This window comes from Streptomyces sp. BYX5S, assembly GCF_054724165.1.
In genome coordinates this window covers 8,000,914-8,017,171 of record NZ_CM138829.1, presented here as the reverse complement: position 1 = coordinate 8,017,171, position 16,258 = coordinate 8,000,914, and the positions used below count along the sequence as shown (strand labels likewise).

General features: G+C 72.4%; 14 protein-coding genes and 1 tRNA gene. 6 read left to right on the top strand and 9 right to left on the bottom strand.

Annotation, left to right across the window (positions count from 1 at the left end; genetic code table 11):
* Positions 1–31: 31 nt before the first annotated feature.
* From ACYBSK_RS36205 to ACYBSK_RS36195, 3 genes are all read right to left on the bottom strand, one after another.
* Entirely contained in the window at positions 32–607 is a 576-nt protein-coding gene (locus ACYBSK_RS36205) for a DUF4352 domain-containing protein (RefSeq protein ID WP_460244612.1), read from the bottom strand.
* A gap of 175 nt (positions 608–782) precedes the next feature.
* Positions 783–1,823, bottom strand: coding sequence for a DUF6907 domain-containing protein (locus tag ACYBSK_RS36200; protein WP_460244611.1), 1,041 nt, complete (start codon positions 1,821–1,823; stop codon positions 783–785).
* A gap of 530 nt (positions 1,824–2,353) precedes the next feature.
* Entirely contained in the window at positions 2,354–2,857 is a 504-nt protein-coding gene (locus ACYBSK_RS36195) for a hypothetical protein (RefSeq protein ID WP_460244610.1), read from the bottom strand.
* Positions 2,858–3,045: 188 nt separating this feature from the next.
* Here ACYBSK_RS36195 and ACYBSK_RS36190 point away from each other — a divergent pair, with 188 nt between their 5' ends.
* The gene (locus ACYBSK_RS36190; protein WP_460244609.1) at positions 3,046–3,384 is read left to right on the top strand and encodes a PadR family transcriptional regulator; all 339 of its coding nucleotides are present in this window, start codon (positions 3,046–3,048) and stop codon (positions 3,382–3,384) included.
* A complete protein-coding gene (locus ACYBSK_RS36185) occupies positions 3,381–4,271 on the top strand; it encodes a hypothetical protein (RefSeq protein ID WP_460244608.1) in 891 nt (296 codons plus the stop codon). The genes ACYBSK_RS36190 and ACYBSK_RS36185 overlap by 4 nt, the downstream gene beginning before the upstream one ends.
* Positions 4,272–4,417: 146 nt before the next feature.
* Here ACYBSK_RS36185 and ACYBSK_RS36180 read toward each other — a convergent pair whose 3' ends face one another.
* Both ACYBSK_RS36180 and ACYBSK_RS36175 read right to left on the bottom strand, forming a co-directional pair.
* Positions 4,418–5,530 carry a sensor histidine kinase gene (locus ACYBSK_RS36180; protein WP_457481469.1) on the bottom strand — a complete coding sequence of 371 codons (1,113 nt, stop codon included), beginning with the start codon at positions 5,528–5,530 and terminating at the stop codon, positions 4,418–4,420.
* The gene (locus ACYBSK_RS36175; RefSeq protein WP_460244607.1) at positions 5,527–6,195 is read right to left on the bottom strand and encodes a response regulator; all 669 of its coding nucleotides are present in this window, start codon (positions 6,193–6,195) and stop codon (positions 5,527–5,529) included. Before ACYBSK_RS36175 ends, ACYBSK_RS36180 begins: the two co-directional genes overlap by 4 nt.
* 236 nt (positions 6,196–6,431) lie before the next feature.
* On the opposite strand from ACYBSK_RS36175, the gene ACYBSK_RS36170 reads away from it, so the two are divergent.
* Positions 6,432–7,721 (top strand): DUF418 domain-containing protein, encoded by a 1,290-nt coding sequence (locus ACYBSK_RS36170; RefSeq protein WP_460244606.1) that lies wholly within the window; start codon positions 6,432–6,434, stop codon positions 7,719–7,721.
* Positions 7,722–7,733: 12 nt separating this feature from the next.
* On the opposite strand, the gene ACYBSK_RS36165 is transcribed toward ACYBSK_RS36170, so the two are convergent.
* From ACYBSK_RS36165 to ACYBSK_RS36150, 4 genes are all read right to left on the bottom strand, one after another.
* Entirely contained in the window at positions 7,734–8,741 is a 1,008-nt protein-coding gene (locus ACYBSK_RS36165) for an aldo/keto reductase (protein WP_460244605.1), read from the bottom strand.
* Positions 8,742–8,836: 95 nt separating this feature from the next.
* Entirely contained in the window at positions 8,837–9,565 is a 729-nt protein-coding gene (locus ACYBSK_RS36160) for a PP2C family protein-serine/threonine phosphatase (RefSeq protein WP_457481465.1), read from the bottom strand.
* 152 nt (positions 9,566–9,717) lie between these two features.
* On the bottom strand, positions 9,718–10,710 hold the full coding sequence (locus tag ACYBSK_RS36155) for an ATP-binding protein (RefSeq protein WP_460244604.1): 993 nt from the start codon (positions 10,708–10,710) through the stop codon (positions 9,718–9,720).
* A gap of 200 nt (positions 10,711–10,910) precedes the next feature.
* Positions 10,911–13,253 carry an ATP-binding protein gene (locus ACYBSK_RS36150; protein WP_457481463.1) on the bottom strand — a complete coding sequence of 781 codons (2,343 nt, stop codon included), beginning with the start codon at positions 13,251–13,253 and terminating at the stop codon, positions 10,911–10,913.
* Positions 13,254–13,509: 256 nt separating this feature from the next.
* Here ACYBSK_RS36150 and ACYBSK_RS36145 point away from each other — a divergent pair, with 256 nt between their 5' ends.
* From ACYBSK_RS36145 to ACYBSK_RS36135, 3 genes are all read left to right on the top strand, one after another.
* A complete protein-coding gene (locus ACYBSK_RS36145) occupies positions 13,510–14,736 on the top strand; it encodes an alginate lyase family protein (protein WP_457481462.1) in 1,227 nt (408 codons plus the stop codon).
* Positions 14,737–14,785: 49 nt separating this feature from the next.
* A tRNA-Met gene (locus tag ACYBSK_RS36140) sits at positions 14,786–14,859 on the top strand.
* A gap of 233 nt (positions 14,860–15,092) precedes the next feature.
* On the top strand, positions 15,093–16,154 hold the full coding sequence (locus tag ACYBSK_RS36135) for a PP2C family protein-serine/threonine phosphatase (protein ID WP_460244603.1): 1,062 nt from the start codon (positions 15,093–15,095) through the stop codon (positions 16,152–16,154).
* The last annotated feature ends 104 nt before the right edge of the window (positions 16,155–16,258 follow it).

The window sequence follows — 16,258 nt, the reverse complement described above, 5'->3', positions numbered from 1 at the left end:
TTGGCGGAGGCCGGGCAGTAGCCCCGCCCTCTCATGCCTTGGGGACGGACCACTGCGTGGCGCTGGTGGTCTGTCCTTCTGGTGCGTAGTCGAGGGTGGCCGGTCGCTTCTTGGCGTGGACCGGGAAGGCGATCTTGCCGCGGGCACACTGGCCTGCTCGAAGAATCTTGTCCATGGGGAATTCGGGCTTGGGCATGTCGCCGCCGGACAGACCGGTGGTTTCCACACTGGTCCCGTCCGCGTAGGACAGCGACCATGCTGTCTGATCGACGCCGATCTCGACGCCTCTGACGTTGCATACCTTGACGTCGGCGGTGGCCCAGGAGTCGCCGCCGAGTTCCTGACCGGGAGCCTGGGGGCCCCTCTCGGTGTGCGTGTAGCCGACGACCTGGACGGTGGCGTGCACGTCGTTGTCAGCGTCGTCGAACGCTTGCTTCTCCCCGAAGGCGAGCGGCCCGTTCTTCTTCGGTGCGGCCTGTTTCTCGGATTGCTGGGTGACGGTCTCGGTGACGGTAACGCGAATCGTCCTGGGCTCAGCGTTGGTGCCGCATGCAGTGAGGGCGGTGGCGAGCAGGGCTGCTGCAGCGAGCGTGGTGCGGGTGTTCATGATTCCCCCGAGGTTGTGTGGTGAGGGGGAATCATGCGTCGGGTGAGACGGCGGACGGGCGGGTTCCGTAGAAGCATGCGGGCTTCGCCACTCAGGCCCGCGCTGACGAGGCGACACCGTGGCCGCCGCCATCCCTGACTCGTACAGAAGGCATGGCGGCCTGTCGCAGCTCCACTCAGGCAGCCGCACGTTTCGTCGCCTCGATCAAGGCGGCACGATCGCCCATCACACATGGGGCACAGTCGCCCTCCCACAGTGTCCTGCCCCGGCGTTCGTAGATGCAGGCCATGAGGTCCCGCACAGTTTCCTCCCTCAACGCAGGCGAAAGGCCGATAGGTACGCAGGCCCAGGTACTGCCATCCGCATCACTGCTGCCGAGTGCGTACCCCGATGACCTCGGGTCGAGGTGCGGGTCGTCCGACACCTTCGTCCGCAGGTCGGCGGCGACGCTATCGAGCGGGGGCAGTGCATCGGGCGTCGCACACGTCTCCGCCACGGCGATCAGTTGCCCCAGGATGCCCCGGAGTTGGGCGGCTTCGCCGAGCGACAGGCGGGCCACACCACCCGTACGTCCTTCGATGATGAGGTCAATGGTCGGCATGGCCGCATAGGCGTACTGCCCCAGCACCACCTGGAGTTCGTCCGGCACGACCTCGGCCTCAGCTGCGTCCCTGTCGGGTCGGTGCATGCTCAGCGGAATGATGCGGAAGTCCGCGAAATGAGCGCGGTCCTGCAGGGACTTTTCGTTGTGTGTACCGCTGGAGCGGCAGGCGCACCAGTAGGGACACGGTGCGGTCACCTCTATTAGGCGATTCGAATCGGATGCGTGCACGGGCTGGCTGGACACATTGGTGCCGGCGAGCACGGCGGCGTAGCGGTACTGCAGGGCCTGCAGGTCCACTGTGTACCGGTCGAGTTCCGCAATGACACGCTCCAGGCCCGGCATGTCGAACTCGCTCCAGTTGCCCGCAGAGCCGAACCAGATTTCCGGACTCTCGCTTTCAGCCTCGTCGTCATTCATGAGTGCGATGGAAGCGGTAAGAGCCGCCGGTTCCCGGCTACCGCTCCGTCCCTCCGGTCCATGCCACTCCACCTGGTCGCTCTCGTGCACATGGTGCTTGCCCTGGAAGGTCTCGCCGAGGCACCACGGTGGGCAGTGCGGCTGCACGGTCCCGGTAGCGTCCGATACGACGGCCAACTTGTCATTCTCGCCCATGAGTACTCCTCCTATGGGGGCTTCTCCTTTGCCATGCAGCTTCGTGAGGTGGGAGAGGGGAGGAGCCCATACTGAGGTTTTCGCGTCGCTGCGGCGGCGAGCTCCACCACGCTGACCGTCAGCAGCGAGAGTGAGAGCCAAGCTCCAACCGTTGCCCGTGCGTGAGCGAACGCGCCCCCACAGCCCGTCACGCGGTGGACCCAGCCGCCCCGCAATAGCTCTCTGACCTGGTGTTTCCGGACAACGGATCAGCGCCCGCGAACCACCCACCACAAGATCGCGGACACTTTTAATCCATTGGTTGTGGGTTCGAGTCCCACAGGGTCTACGTGTGCGGGGGAGGGGCTGCTGCCCCTCTGACCTGCGGATGAACGCTCGGGTCGGCTTCGGTCGGCCCGAGCGTTCTTGTTTGGCCGGCGGGAGCCGTACTTCACGGGGTCCGGCCACTCAGCCGCTTTTCAGCTCACCTCGGTCGCAGGCGCCAGTGCCTCGGCGAGCTCCTGGCCGACTTGGTCTCCAGCGCGCCGCGGTCACTGGTCGGGCGCGCGTCGGTGGCGTCTGCCGCCCTGCGGACACCGGCCCGGCTGATCCAGCCCGCCTGTCTGTGCGATGTGGTCGAGGAAGAGCTGAACCAGGTCGGTCTCGGAGGCGGTCGGTACCACCGCGTCCGGGAGACCGCTCTCCATCCCCCACTCCGTGGTGAAGGTGATGGTTGTTCCGTGGGGGACGGCGCTCGAACGCAGCCATCGCACGAACTGTGCCGCTCGGTGGGCGGTGCAGTTCTGGGCGGCGATGCCCTCGGGCTTCAGTTCGGCCAGTCCTTCGATGTCCCCATCGCCCAGGGCGGCCTCGAAGAACATGCACGGGCCGCCACCCGGCACGTCGTCTCGTGGGTCCTCGGTCCGGATGAAGACATAGGGATCGAGTTCCCGCAGTGCCTGCCTCAGGCCGTCGAAGGTGAGGCTCCATGTGCCGTCCCGAAGGGGTGCGAAGACGAAGAGGGTCTCCAGTCTCTCCAGTTCGTGTCGTTCCACCGTGGGGGCTCCTCGCATTGCCTGAGCGTGACCAGGGCTGGCCATGGTGCGTAGCGGTGCAGCCATCAACCCCGTTACGAGGCCATCATCATGCGCCCGTGGTCCGGGTCGTGCCGGAAGCGGTGTTCTTGCCGCGCCCTGGTGGGGGCGACGACGACATATGTCGGTGAACTGAGTATGCTGCTCGCATGACTGATCGTGCGATGCAGGAACCGACCCTGCTTCTTCTCACCGCGCTCGCGGACCAGCCGCGCCATGGCTATGCCATCGCGCGGGAGGTGGAGGCGATGTCCGGGGGGCGGGTGAAGTTGCGGACCGGGACCTTGTACGGGGCGTTGGAGCGGCTGTTGCAGCAGGGGCTCGTCGAGGTGCACAAGGAGGAGGTCGTCGACAGCCGGCTGCGGCGGACCTACACGCTGACGGCCTCCGGCCGTACCGTCCTCGCCGCCGAGGCCGAGCGGATCGCGGCGACGGCGCGCGAGGCCACGCGGCGGCTGCGGGTCGCCGGGAAGGGGGCGACCGCGTGAATCCGGTACTGCTGCGGCTGTATCCCGTGGGGTTTCGCCGGGCCTTCGGGGATGAGATAGCCGCCAACTATGGCGAGGCGGTCGAAGGGGCCGGGCGGCGGGTTCGGCTGCGGGAGAGCGCTGATGTCGCCGCGCACGCCCTCCGGTTGCGGCTGCGGGTCGGCTCGGCCCACCGGGGTGGGCGGTTCTTCGCCGCCGTCGCGCCGTTCGCGCTGGCCGCCACGGCCGCGTACGCCGCGTTCAATCTCGTCGTCGGCGCCGCCGACTGGTACGTCATCGACGCCGGGGGCGTGGGGCCGCTCCTGACCGTCCTGAACGGCGGCTACCTGCTGACGCTGGTCGGTGCGGTGGTCGCGCTCGCCGGGCGGCATCTGCCCGGGGTGTGGTGCTCGGTCGTCGGGGCGGCGGGGAGCGCGGTCGCGTTTCTGTATCCGGCCGGGTGGCCGGCCGATCCGCGGTGGGAATTCGTGGGGTTCCTGGTCGTGCCCGTCCTCGTCGCGGTGCTTCCGCTGCTCTGTCCGCCCGACCTGCGTCCGGCGGCCCGGGTGCGCGGCCCGGCGGGCGTGTGCGCCCTGGTGGTGTGGGCCGTGGTGCTGGTGGCCGCGGTGACGGTGCTCGACCCGCTCGGGGTCGGTCTGCTCCTGCCGTGGCGGCTGGGCGTGCCGACCGTCGCGGCGCTCCTGCTGGTGGGCCGTGCGGCCTTCCGGCGCATCCGCACCACGGCGCGGCTCGCGGGCGCCGCCGCGCCGTTCGTCGCGACCCTGTACTTCTCCGGGTTCGCGGGCAACGAGGACGTCCCCGCGGTGCTCGGGGCTCTCGTGGTGACGGCCGTCGTCCTGCGGCTGCGGCGGCGCCCGCGGTCCGGCGCCGTGGACCCGGCGTCGTAAGCACGGCCTGAACGCAGGGGGAGAGCCCCGCCGCGACGGGGGAGACACGGCGGGGCTCTACAAAGGCGAGTGCCCGCTCTTGCGGTCCGCATGCAGAGAAATCCGCCGAGCCGAGCACGGGCGCTCGCCGCACCGCCTGCGGGGCGTCAGTCCGCGCCGGTCACCGGCAGGTCCACCCGCAGGGTGAATCCCGTGTCCGGGCCGGGGCCGAAGGTGACGGAACCGCCGAGGAGTTCGGCGCGCTGGCGCAGGCCGACGAGGCCGTGGTGGGCGCCGGGGAGGTGGAGCGCCGGGCGGGTGGGGGCCGTGTTCGTGACGACGACCCGCAGCAGCGCGTCACGGTGCTGGACGCGTACGAGAGCGGTGGCGCCGGGAGCGTGCTTGCGGACGTTGGTGAGGGCTTCCTGGACCGTGCGGTAGACGGCGCGTTGCAGCCGGGGCGGGAGTTCGCCGGGCAGGTCGGTCTCCAGCGTCGTCTCGATCCCGCTCGTGGCGACCAGCTGGTGGAGGTCGGCGAGGGAGGGCTGCGGGGTGAGTTCGGTGGGGCGGCTGCCGGAGGCGCGCAGGACGCCGATCATGTGCCGCAGCTCGTCGAGGGTCTGCACGCTGAGCCGGCGGATCGTGGCCCCGGCCGCTCTCGGGTCGATGTCCCGGCTGCCCACCTGGAGCGCCCCCGCCTGCACGGCGATCAGGCTGACCTGGTGCGAGACGACGTCGTGCATCTCGCGGGCGAGCTGGGCGCGCTCCTTCGCCAGCACCGCCTGGTCCGCCAGGAGTTGCTGGTGCTCACGGGCCTCGGTGATCTCGGCGAGGCGGAGCGACAGCTCCCGGTGGGCCTGGACGAGCTGGCCGAGGAAGACCGGGGCGGCGGCCGTGGCGAGGGTGTAGGTGAGGTCGACGAGGGTGTAGGTCTCGGCGAGTTCGTCGGTCTCCAGGGTCGACCACGGCCACGGCATGAAGTCGCAGACGGTGAACGTGAGGGCGCAGCCGACGGCCAGGGTGCGGTGCCGGGAGCGCGAGGACAGCGTGTACAGCGCGGCGAGGGTCGCGAAGACGGCGTCGGTGATCAGTGTGGTGGGCAGCGTCAGCGCGAAGGCGACCAGCGGCAGGTACCGGCGCAGCAGGAGCGCGGCCGCCGCGAGGAGCGCCGCGGCGAGCGCGGTCCGGTCCTCGAAGTCGACGTTGACCCAGGTGTCCGCCAGCGCGAGGACCACCAGCGCCACGTCGAGGAGCACGGCCGGCGGCCGCCTGCCCCTCACCGCTCCTCCTCGTCCCGGGCCCGCCCCAGGACGCCCGCGCGCTGGGCCAGCAGCGCCGCCTGCACCCGGCTGCCGACCTCCAGCTTCTCCAGTACGGCGCTGACATGGCCCTTGACCGTGCCGACGCTCAGGTGCAGCCGTCGGCCGATGTCGGCGTTCGCGAGGCCCTCGGAGAGCAGGAGCAGGACGTCGTGCTCGCGCTCGGTCAGCCGTCCGACGAGCCGCGCGGCGGCGGGCTCGCGCCCGCCCTGGTCGAGGAATCCGTTCACCACGGACCGTGTCACCTGCGACGACAGCACGATTCCGCCGGCGGCCAACGTCCGTATCAGATGGGGGAGATGCTGCGGGTCGGTGTCCTTGAGGAGGAACCCGGCGGCCCCCGCCCGCAGCGCCGCCTCGACGTACTCGTCGGCGTCGAAGGTGGTGAGCATCGCCACCACAGGCGGGTCCGTCATGCGGCGTAGCTCGGCCAGGACCGTGAGCCCGTCCACGTCCGGCATCCGGATGTCCAGGAGGACCACGTCGGGCACCAACTCCCGTGCCACACGCACGGCTTGACCTCCGGTGACGGCCGCCACCACCTCGATGTCCTGGGCGGCATCGAGGATGTGGCCGAAGCCCGTGCGGACGAGCGCCTCGTCGTCGACCACCAGAACCCGGATCACCAGCGCACCACTCCCCGTCGCCCGCCCCGTCCTTCGATGCGTACCACGCGGGCGGGCGGCCGTCTGCGGTCACGGGGCGCACGCCGGCCGGTGGGAGGTGCGGGGCGGGGCGGGTCCGGCCCGGTGGGGGGTACGGGACCGGTCCGGTCGGCGGGTGCGGTTCCGGACGACCGGACGGGCGGCTCCGGCCGGTCGGCGGATGGGGTGCGGCGCGCCGCGCGCGAACCCTGGGAGGCATGACAGACAACGTCCCCCAGGCCCCGCCCCGTAGGCCCGGTGCGCCAGGCACACCCGGTACGCCCGCCCCGCCCCGTACGCCGCCTGCGACCCCACCCGAGGAGGCCGCGGCCGCCACCACCCGCCTCATCGGCATCGACCTGGCCCGTGGGCTCGCGGTCTTCGGCATGTACTCCGCACACGTCGGCCCCGACGTCACCGTGGGCGGGCCCGTGGGTTTCCTGCTGGAGACGGCGCGCGGCCGCTCCTCCGCGCTGTTCGCGGTGCTCGCCGGGTTCTCGCTGGTCATCATCATGGGTCGGCCGCGCCCCCGGACGGGCCTCGCCGGGCGGCGGGCGGCGGCGCGGATCGCGGTCCGCGCCGTGGTGCTCGTCGCGCTCGGATACGCCCTGACGTCCCTGGACACGGACGTCGACGTCATCCTCAGCTTCTACGGACTGCTCTTCCTCCTCGTCCTCCCGCTGTACCGGCTACGGGCCTCGACGCTGGCCCTCGTCGCGGCGGCGGGGGCGCTGATTCTCCCCCAAGTCCTGTATGCCATAAGGGTGTTGATCGACGAGGGAGGCTGGTCGGACACCGTCGTCGCGGCGGATCCGCTCGCCCGGCTCACCGGCACGGACGGCGTGGTCGAGCTGCTGTTCACCGGTGAGTACCCGGCCCTCACCTGGGCGCCGTTCCTGATCGCGGGCATGGCGGTCGCCCGCCTGGACCTGAACCGGCCCGGCGTCCGCTCCCGGCTCGCGGTGACCGGCGCGGGCCTCGCCGTCCTGGGGTACGGCGCGTCCTGGCTGGCGCTGCGCCTCGTCCCCGGCGCGCTGAGCACCGTGGCGGCCGCCACGGACGGTGGTTCGGCGTCCTCGGCCTGGTGGTCCGACACGGTGGGCGAGCCGACGGACGGCACGCCGCTCGCCTGGCTCCTGGTGGCGGCGCCGCACAGCCAGACCACGCTGTCCGTCCTCGGCAACACCGGCGTCGCGCTCCTCGTCCTGGCCGGCTGCCTGACCGTCGCCGCCCGCCTGCCCCGTTCGACCCGCGTCGCCCGGCCCGTCGCGGCTGTCGGCACGATGGCGCTGACCGTCTACGTCGCGCACATCGTCGCCCTCTGGCTGCTGACGGACGTCCGGTACGTGGCCGCGGTCGAGGGCGAGACCATGGCGGCGCTTCCGGTGCTGCTCGCCTTCATCGCGGGCGCGGCCCTGTTCGCCGTCCTGTGGACCCGCCGCTTCCGCCGCGGCCCCCTGGAACAGCTGCTGCACGTCGCGACCCTGCCCACGCGCCACGTCCGCTGACGACGACCGGGTTCAGAGCCGGGCGTCGGAGCCCTCCGCCGAGGTGTCCGCGGTGCGTTCGTCCAGCAGGCCCGCCGCCCGCAGGTCCGCCCAGAGCCCCTCCGGTACGGGGGAGTTGAACGCGGCGAGGTTGCGGTGCACCTCCTGCGCGCTGCGCATGCCGACGACGATGCCGGCGACCGCGGGGTGCAGCAGCGGGAAGGCCATGGCGGCCTGCGGGACCGTCACGCCGTGGGCCTCGCAGACGTCGGCGATCCGGTGGGTCCGCCCGACCCGCTCCGGGGCGGCCGGGGCGTAGTCGAACCGGGCCCCGGCGGCGGGCCGGTCCGTGGCCAGCAGGCCGGAGTTGAAGACCGAGGCGGCGAGGACGGAGACGCCGCGTTCGGTGCAGGCGGGCAGCAGTTCGTCGAGGGCGCTCTGGTCGAGGAGGGTGTAGCGGCCGGAGAGCATCACCACGTCCGCGTCGGTCTCGCGCACCAGGCGGGCCAGCTTGCCGGGGTGGTACATGCCCGCGCCGACCGCGCCGACGACGCCCTGGTCGCGCAGCTCGGCCAGCGCCGGGTAGCCGGTGCGCAGCGCGTCCTCGAAGTGCTCCTCGGCGTCGTGCAGGTACAGCGCGTCGATCCGGTCGACGCCCATGCGGGCCAGGGAGTCCTCGACGCTGCGCAGGACGCCGTCGCGGGAGAAGTCCCACACCCGGCGGTGGGTGGCCGGCACCGCGAACGCCTCGTCCGTGCGGCCCGCCGCCTCCTGGGGCACCAGCAGCCGGCCGACCTTGGTGGACAGCGTGTACCGCGCCCGCTCCGCCCCGCCCACCAGCGCGCCGATCCGGCGCTCGGAGTGGCCGATGCCGTAGTGCGGCGAGGTGTCGAAGTAACGGACGCCGCCGTCCCGCGCGGCGGCCAGGGCCGCGGCGGCGGTGTCGTCGTCCAACGGCTCGAACAGCCCGCCCAACGGGCCGCCCCCGAAGCCGAGTTCGGTGACCTCGACCGAGCTGCGCCCGAGACGATGCGTACGCATGGCTCTCCGTTCTCCGCGCGGATACGAGGAGGCTGCCCGAGCGTCTGCGTGTTTGTCGAGACCACCCCCTGAACCTCCGGCGCCCCCTGCACCCCTCACCCCCGCTGATGCTCCAGCAGCAGCAACAGCGCGTCGTCGGCCAGGAGTCCGCCCGTGTGCCGCAGCAGGTCGGACTCCAGGCGGCCGAGGTGGGTGGCGGGGGAGCCGGTGTGCAGGGCGGCCGCGCGGGTGGCCAGGGGGTAGTCGTGGCCCAGGGGGTCGCGGGCCTCGGTGACCCCGTCGGTGTAGAAGAGCAGGCGGTCGTCGGCGTCGAACGATATGTGGTGGGTGGCGAACCGGCCGTCGGAGAGGTCGAGGAGGCCGAGCGGCGGCGCGGGCATGAGGGCGTGCGTGAAGACCGCCGAGGCGCCGCGGAGCACCAGCGGTGGCGGGTGGCCGCAGTGGAGGAGTTCGGCCGACCGCAGCGCGGGGCGGACGGTGCCGAGGACGGCCGTGACGAACCGCTCCGGTTGCGTGGAGCGGTCGATGAACGAGTGGAGCCGGTGCGCTATCCCGGTGAGGGTCGGCTCGCTGCGGGCCAGCGTCTGCCAGGCCCGCAGGATGTCGGTGGCGGTTTCGTGGGCGGCGGCGCCGTGTCCCATGACGTCGCCGACGATCAGCCGCACTCCGTCGGAGGTGGGGACGACACCGAAGAGGTCACCGCCGGGACGCGGGCCGGTGACCGGTGAGACGTGACGGGCGATCAGCCGCAGCGATCCGGCGGACACAGTGACGTCCTGCGGCGCCAGTTGACCGGTGTGGCCGTGACCTGCGCTCTGCTGCATGCGGGGGTCCTGTCGTGGTGCGTGAACCCATGAGCGTAATTGGGTGATGACCGTCGGTGGGGTGGATGAGGTACCTAGGGGTACCTACATCTACTTGTCGAAAGCTTTCTTCACGTTTTCCCGCATCTGCCGGGGCTCGAACTGCCGAAGTTTCAGCCCGTTTCGCCGAGCAGGCGCAGCATCATCGCCCCGTGGATCCGGATCGTCCGGGGCATGCGCCAGCGGGGGCAGGCGACCGGGTCGGGGCGGGCCCGGACGAGGAGCGAGTGGTCGAGGAGGCGGGTGGTGCCCTCGGTGACCGCGGTGGGGGTGAGGTGTTCGTCCGCGCAGGCGGCGACGGCCTCGGCCGGGCCGAACGCGCCCTCGACGGCGGAGAGCCGGGCCCACAGCAACCGTTCACGCGGTGAACACAGTTCGTGGCTCCAGCCGATGGCGGAGCCCAGCGTGCCGTGCCGGTCCGGGCTCCCGGCGGGGCGCGGCAGGCCCGCGCCGAGCGACAGGCAGTGCGGCGTCCGCGTCAGCTCGGCCAGCTGGGCGAGGGACATCGCCGACAGGCTGCGCGCGGCCAGTTCCACGGCGAGCGGGAGCCGGTCGAGCCGCTCGCACACCTCGGCGATCAGGGCCAGGTCGCGCCCGGTCGGCCAGAACCGCCGCGCGCTCTGCCGGACCACCACGGTGAACAGGGTCCGTGCGGCCTCCGGGGCCAGCGGGGGCACGGCGACGAGGCGTTCGCCGGGTACGTGCAGCGGGCGCCGCGCCGAGACCAGGAAGCCCACCCCGGGGCAGCGCGCGAGCACGGGGCCGACGAACGCCGGGACGCCGTCGCTCAGGTGGTCGCAGTCGTCGAGGACCAGGAGCAGCGAGCGGCCCGCCAGGGCGTCGAGGAGCGTGTCGAGGCGGCCGCGCGTGAAGTCGTCGGGCAGCCGCAGCGCGGTGCCCACGGCGTGCGGCAGGAGCGCGGGGTCCCGGACCCGGCCCAGGGCGAGCCGCCGGTGCTCGGCCCAGCCGCCGCGCCCCCGCCGGGACGCCGCCAGCGCCGCCACGGTGGACGTGCCCGCGCCGGGCGGCCCGACGACCGTGGTCAGCCCGGCCCGCCCGCTCAACAGCCGCCGTACCTCGTCCAGTTGGCGACTCCGTCCGATCACTCCGCCGGTGGGCTCCCGATGCCGCCCTTCGTACGCTCGCACCCGATCCTCGCCGTAGCAGCCGTTCCCCGACACGCAGTACGGAAGGGTGCCGTGCGCGGGCTCCCGGTGCCATCGGGATGCGTACGGATTCCGTGTACCGATCCGTGCGGGAGCGGTGCCGGGAGCGCGCTAGGTAGGGCCCCGGGCAGGCGGCGGCGTCAGCCGAGGTCCGGCTCGCGGGCGACGCCGCCCGTCTCGCCCACCAGGCTGGCGATCTGCGCGCGGGAGGAGAAGCCGAGCTTGGTCAGGATGTGCTCGACGTGCGCGTCGGCGGTGCGCTTGGAGATGACGAGGCGCTGCGCGATCTGCCGGTTCGACAGCCCCTCGGCGACCAGCGCCGCGACCTCCCGCTCCCGGCGGGTCAGCACGCCCAGCGGCGTGACCTGCTCGTCCGGCTCCGGCCCGGCGGCGGGCACGGGCGGCTCGTCGCCGGTGGCGCGGGCGATCACCTGGTCCACCGGGGCGTTGGCCCCGGCGCGGAAGGCGGCGTCGTACGCGGCGTCGCCGAGCACCCGGCGGGCCCGCGCCTCGGCGGTGTACTGGAACTCCTGGAGCATGGTCACCCCGAACATCGGCGCGGCCCCGCACTTGCGGTAGAGGCCGTCGACGGCGCCGAGCAGCCACGCCGCCCGCGCGCACTGCCCGGGTTCCTCGGCGGCGATCCAGGCCAGCGGCTCCAGGCAGTGGGCGATGCAGAGGTAGTCCGCCAGGTCGTACTTGCAGCGGACGCCGACGCGGGCGAGCCGGGCGCACTCCTCGCGCTCGCCCATCATCCACAGGGCCACCGCCTTGTGGCAGGCGGCCCAGCCCCGGTTCCACCGCTCCTCGGCGCCCGCCAGCGACAGCGTCGTGTCGTAGTGCGCGCAGGCGGCCTCCAGGTCGCCCAGCATCATGTTCAGGAAGCCCAGGTGGTACCCGTACATGAGGATGCCGGTCCGGTCGTCGAGCGCGCGCAGCGTGACGTGCGCGGACTCGTACAGCTCGACCGCGGCCTCCGGCCGTCCGGAGGCCATGTGCACGCAGCCCAGGATGGCCCGCGCGTGCGCGTGCAGCCGCTCGTCCCCGAGCTGTACGGCGATGTCGCAGGCCTCGCCCAGCATCTGGACCAGTCGGGGCGAGTGGTCGCCCTGCACGGCCGCGTACCACCCCGCGTACCGCAGGGCCATGGAGCGCTCGGCGACCGGCTCGGGCACCAGGTCGAGGCCCTTGTGGAGCCAGTACCGGCCCTCCGACAGGCGCGCGGCGCAGAACCAGAACGCCCACAGCGCCGTGGCCAGCTTCAGACCGGTGTGCGCCTCCTGCGGCGAGCCGTACGAGAACTCCAGCGCGACCCGCAGGTTGGCGCGCTCGCGCAGCAGCCGGTGGAAGCGCGGCATCTGTTCGTCGCCCGCCCACTCGGCCTCGAACCAGCGGGCCAGCCGCAGGTAGTGGTCGCGGTGCCGGACCCGTACGGCGTGCCCGTCGGCGCGCTCGGCCAGCTGCTCCGCGCCGTACTCGCGCAGGGTGTCGAGCAGCAGGTAGCGGACCCCGTCGGCGTCGTCGGCGCGCAGCACGACGGACTTGTCGACGAGCCCGATCAGCTGCTCGACGATCTCCTCGGCGGGCAGCTCGTCGTCGGAGCAGACGTCCTCCACGGACGGCAGGTCGAAGTCGCCAGCGAAGACCGAGAGCCGCGCCCACAGCAACCGCTCACGCGGCGTGCACAGTTCGTGGCTCCAGTCGATGGCCGTCCGCAACGTCTTGTGCCGCGGCAGCGCCACCTTGCTGCCCCCGGTCAGCACCCGGAACCGGCTGCTGAGGCGGTCCACGATCTGCCCGAGGGACAGCGCGCGCAGCCGTACCGCCGCCAGCTCCAGGGCCAGCGGGATGCCGTCGAGCCGCCGGCACAGGGCGGCGACCGCCGCGCGGTTGTCGTCGCCGAGCGTGAAGCCGGGCACCACGGCCGCCGCCCGGTCGGCGAACAGCCGCATGGCATCGGTGTCGACGCGGTGCCCGTCCTCCTCGCCGGGCACGGCCAGCGGCGCGATGGGAAAGGTGTGCTCCCCGGGGACGTCCAGGGACTCCCGGCTGGTCGCGAGGATCCGCACCGCGGGGGCGCTGCGCAGCAGGATGTCGGCGAGCATCCCGCAGGCGTCGACGATGTGCTCGCAGGTGTCGAGCACCAGCAGCAGCTCCCGGCCCTCCACGTGGTCCACGAGCACGTCGAGCTGCGAGCGGTTCGGCTGCTCGGGCAGGCCGAGGGCGGCCGACACGGAGTGCGCCAGCAGATCGGGGTCCTTCAGCGACGACAGCGCCACCATGCAGACCCCGTCGGGCAGCTGCCCGGCCAGCCGGGCGGCGACCCGCAGCGCGGTCCTGGTCTTGCCGACACCGCCGGGCCCGAGAAAGGTCACCAGCCGTACCCGGCCGAGGAGTTGGGTGGCCGCCGCGACCTCCTCGGCGCGGCCCACGAAGCTCGTCACCTCGACCGGCAGGTCACCGGGGCGCCGCTCGGATGTCACCGCGATCGCCTCTTCCTGGTCGGCGGGACGACAGGGAGGAGACGAACCGTAGTCCTCGTCGCCGCGGACGGACCCCCGTAGTCCCGAAGAGTTCGAAAGAGTCCGGAAGGGAGTGCGGACGATCCGGCCGTTTCGCGCACTCCTCCGGTACGCGGCCGGGGGGCGGGGGCCGTCGCCCGTTCCCGACCGGCGCAACAGATCCTGCGCCGCCCGCCGCGGGGCGTCAGGCTGCCAGTGATCCGACCGGAGGTGTGGCATGGCAGCGGGCGCACGGATGCGACGTGTTCTTCTGGGGGCCCTCGTGCCCCTGTTCGTGGTGGCCGCGACGGCGTGCGGCGCCGACGCCCGCACCGACGCCGACGTGGGCGCACACCCCGGGACCCGCCCCTCCGGCGGCCTCTTCGCGCACCCCGGCGTCCTGGTGGACAAGGCCCAACTGGCCGCCGCCCGCGACCACGTGACCCGCAAGCAGGAGCCGTGGCTGTCGGCGTACGAGGAGATGAGCGGCAGCAAGTACGCCGACCTCGACTACGAGCCCAAGCCGTACGAGACCGTGGAGTGCCCCTTCGACGCGGAGGCGGGCCAGGGCTGCGTCGAGGAGCGCGAGGACGCCATCGCCGCCTACACGCAGGCCCTGCTGTGGAACATCACCCGCGACAAGGCGCACGCAGCCAAGGCCGTCGAGATCATGGACGCCTGGTCGGACCGGATCACCGGCCACACCGAGGACAACGCGGGACTCCAGGCCGCCTGGGCCGGCACCTCCTGGGCGAAGGCCGCCGAGCTGATGCAGTACACGTACGGGGACTGGCCCGACGGGCAGGAGCTGAAGTTCCAGCGGATGCTGCGCGAGGTCTACCTTCCCCAGGTGCGGGACGGCTCCGCCGACTTCAACGGCAACTGGGACCTGGTGATGGCCGACGCCACCATGAGCATGGCCGTCCACCTCAACGACCAGGCCGCCTTCGACCAGGCCGTCGGACACTTCCGCGCCCGCGTCCCCGCGTACTTCTACCTGGCGTCCGACGGGGCGCTGCCGGTGAAGCCCAAGGGCAGCGGCATCGACAGCCCGAAGGAGCTCCAGACGTACTGGTTCGGGCAGAAGACGTTCAAGGACGGGCTCGCCCAGGAGACCTGCCGCAACTTCAAGCACGCCAGCTACTCGCTCGCCGCCACCTCCCACATGGCCGAGACCGCCTGGCACCAGGGCCTCGACCTGTACGGGGAGGTGAAGGACCGGCTCGCCGCCGCCCTCGAGTTCCACTCCAAGTACCAGCTGGGCGCCAAGGCCCCGGCCTGGCTGTGCGGCGGGAAGGTGCAGCGGGACATGGGGCCCGACACGGAGGTCGGGCTCCAGCACCTCCGCGGGCGGCTGAGGATGGATCTCCCGCAGACCGAGAAGCTCACCCGTGCGCAGCGCCCCGAGGGGACCGACGACCTGTTCGTGGCCTGGGAGACGCTCACGCACGCGACCTCGGCATAAGCGATTCGCTTTCCGTCCCTCCGATGGCGTAGGGTTGTGAACACAACGGCGCGGGGTGGAGCAGCTCGGTAGCTCGCTGGGCTCATAACCCAGAGGTCGCAGGTTCAAATCCTGTCCCCGCTACTGAAGACCGGGGCCGAAATCCCAAGGGAATTCCGGCCCCGGTCGTTTTCGTGTCCCGATGTTGCGCGCGTCACGTTCCCCACCCGTACGGCCCAGCCCTGCTCGCCGCCGGGCCCCCGTGCGGGAACTCTTGGTGAGACGCCGGAAGCGGGCTGGGACGCGGCAGGAGACGACTGGTGGGGCAGCGAGAAGGAGGAAGCGGGGGGAGACGGCGGCGGCGCGAGGCCGAGGCCGTGACCACCCGGCTCTTCCTACGCGTCCTTCCCGTGCTGCTCGTCGTCGGCGGCGGGATCTACGAGTACCTCACGCCGACCGGCTACTCCGGCGCCCCGCTGCTGAGCGCGGCCCCGCTGGTGGCCGCCCAGTTCTTCTCGCTCGGTGCGACGATCCTGGTGGGCGCGGGGGCGATCGGCGCGATCCTCGCCGTGCATCTGCACTTCATGAACAACCTCGGCGTCGCGTTCGTCACCGAGCTCGTCACCGTGGCCACCGTCTGCGTGCTGGCCTGTGTGCTCAACCGGATCGTGCGCCGCAGCTACGAGCAGCTGGCCTCCGCCCGCGAGATCGCCCAGGCCGCGCAGCTGGCGGTGCTGCCGGTGCCGGCCGGGCGGCTCGGCGGGCACGTGATCGCGGCGCGCTACGAGGCGGCGCAGGCCGACGCGTTCATCGGGGGTGACCTGTACGCGGTGCAGGACACTCCGCACGGCATCCGGATCATCGTCGGCGACGTGCGCGGCAAGGGCATGGGCGCGGTCGCCGCGGTCGCCGTCGTCATCGGCGCGTTCCGGGAGGCCGCCGAGCAGGAGGGCTCCCTGGAGGCGGTGGCCCAGCGCCTGGAGCGGGCGCTGGCCCGCGAGGGCACCCGGCGCAGCGGCATCGACGACTTCGAGGGCTTCACCACCGCGGTGCTCGTCGAGATCCCGCACGGCGCCGAGCTCGTCCGCGTCCTCAACCGCGGTCACCCCGCGCCCCTGCTGCTCCTCGGCGACGGCACCGTGCGGGAGCTCACCCCGCGCCAGGCGGCGCTGCCGCTCGGCATGAGCGAGCTGGGCAGCTGGCCCGACCGGTCCGTCGAGGCGGCGTTCCCGTCCGCGGCCACGCTGCTGCTCTACACCGACGGGCTCTCCGAGGCGCGCGATCCGAGCGGCCGCTTCTACGATCCGGCGGCCCGGCTGTCCGGCCGCCTCTTCCCCGGGCCCGAGGAGCTGCTCGCGACCCTCGCCGCGGAGGTGCGCGCGCACACCGGCGACGGGTCGCGGGACGACATGGCGCTGCTCGCCGTGCGCCGCGGCTGACGACCAAGATCGTTGTTACCCGAGGTAGCGGAACGTAGCCGAACGGCGTCGCTCCGCATAACAATTGATGCACCGTCAGAAAGGTGCTCCTGGTCGGGGCGGTG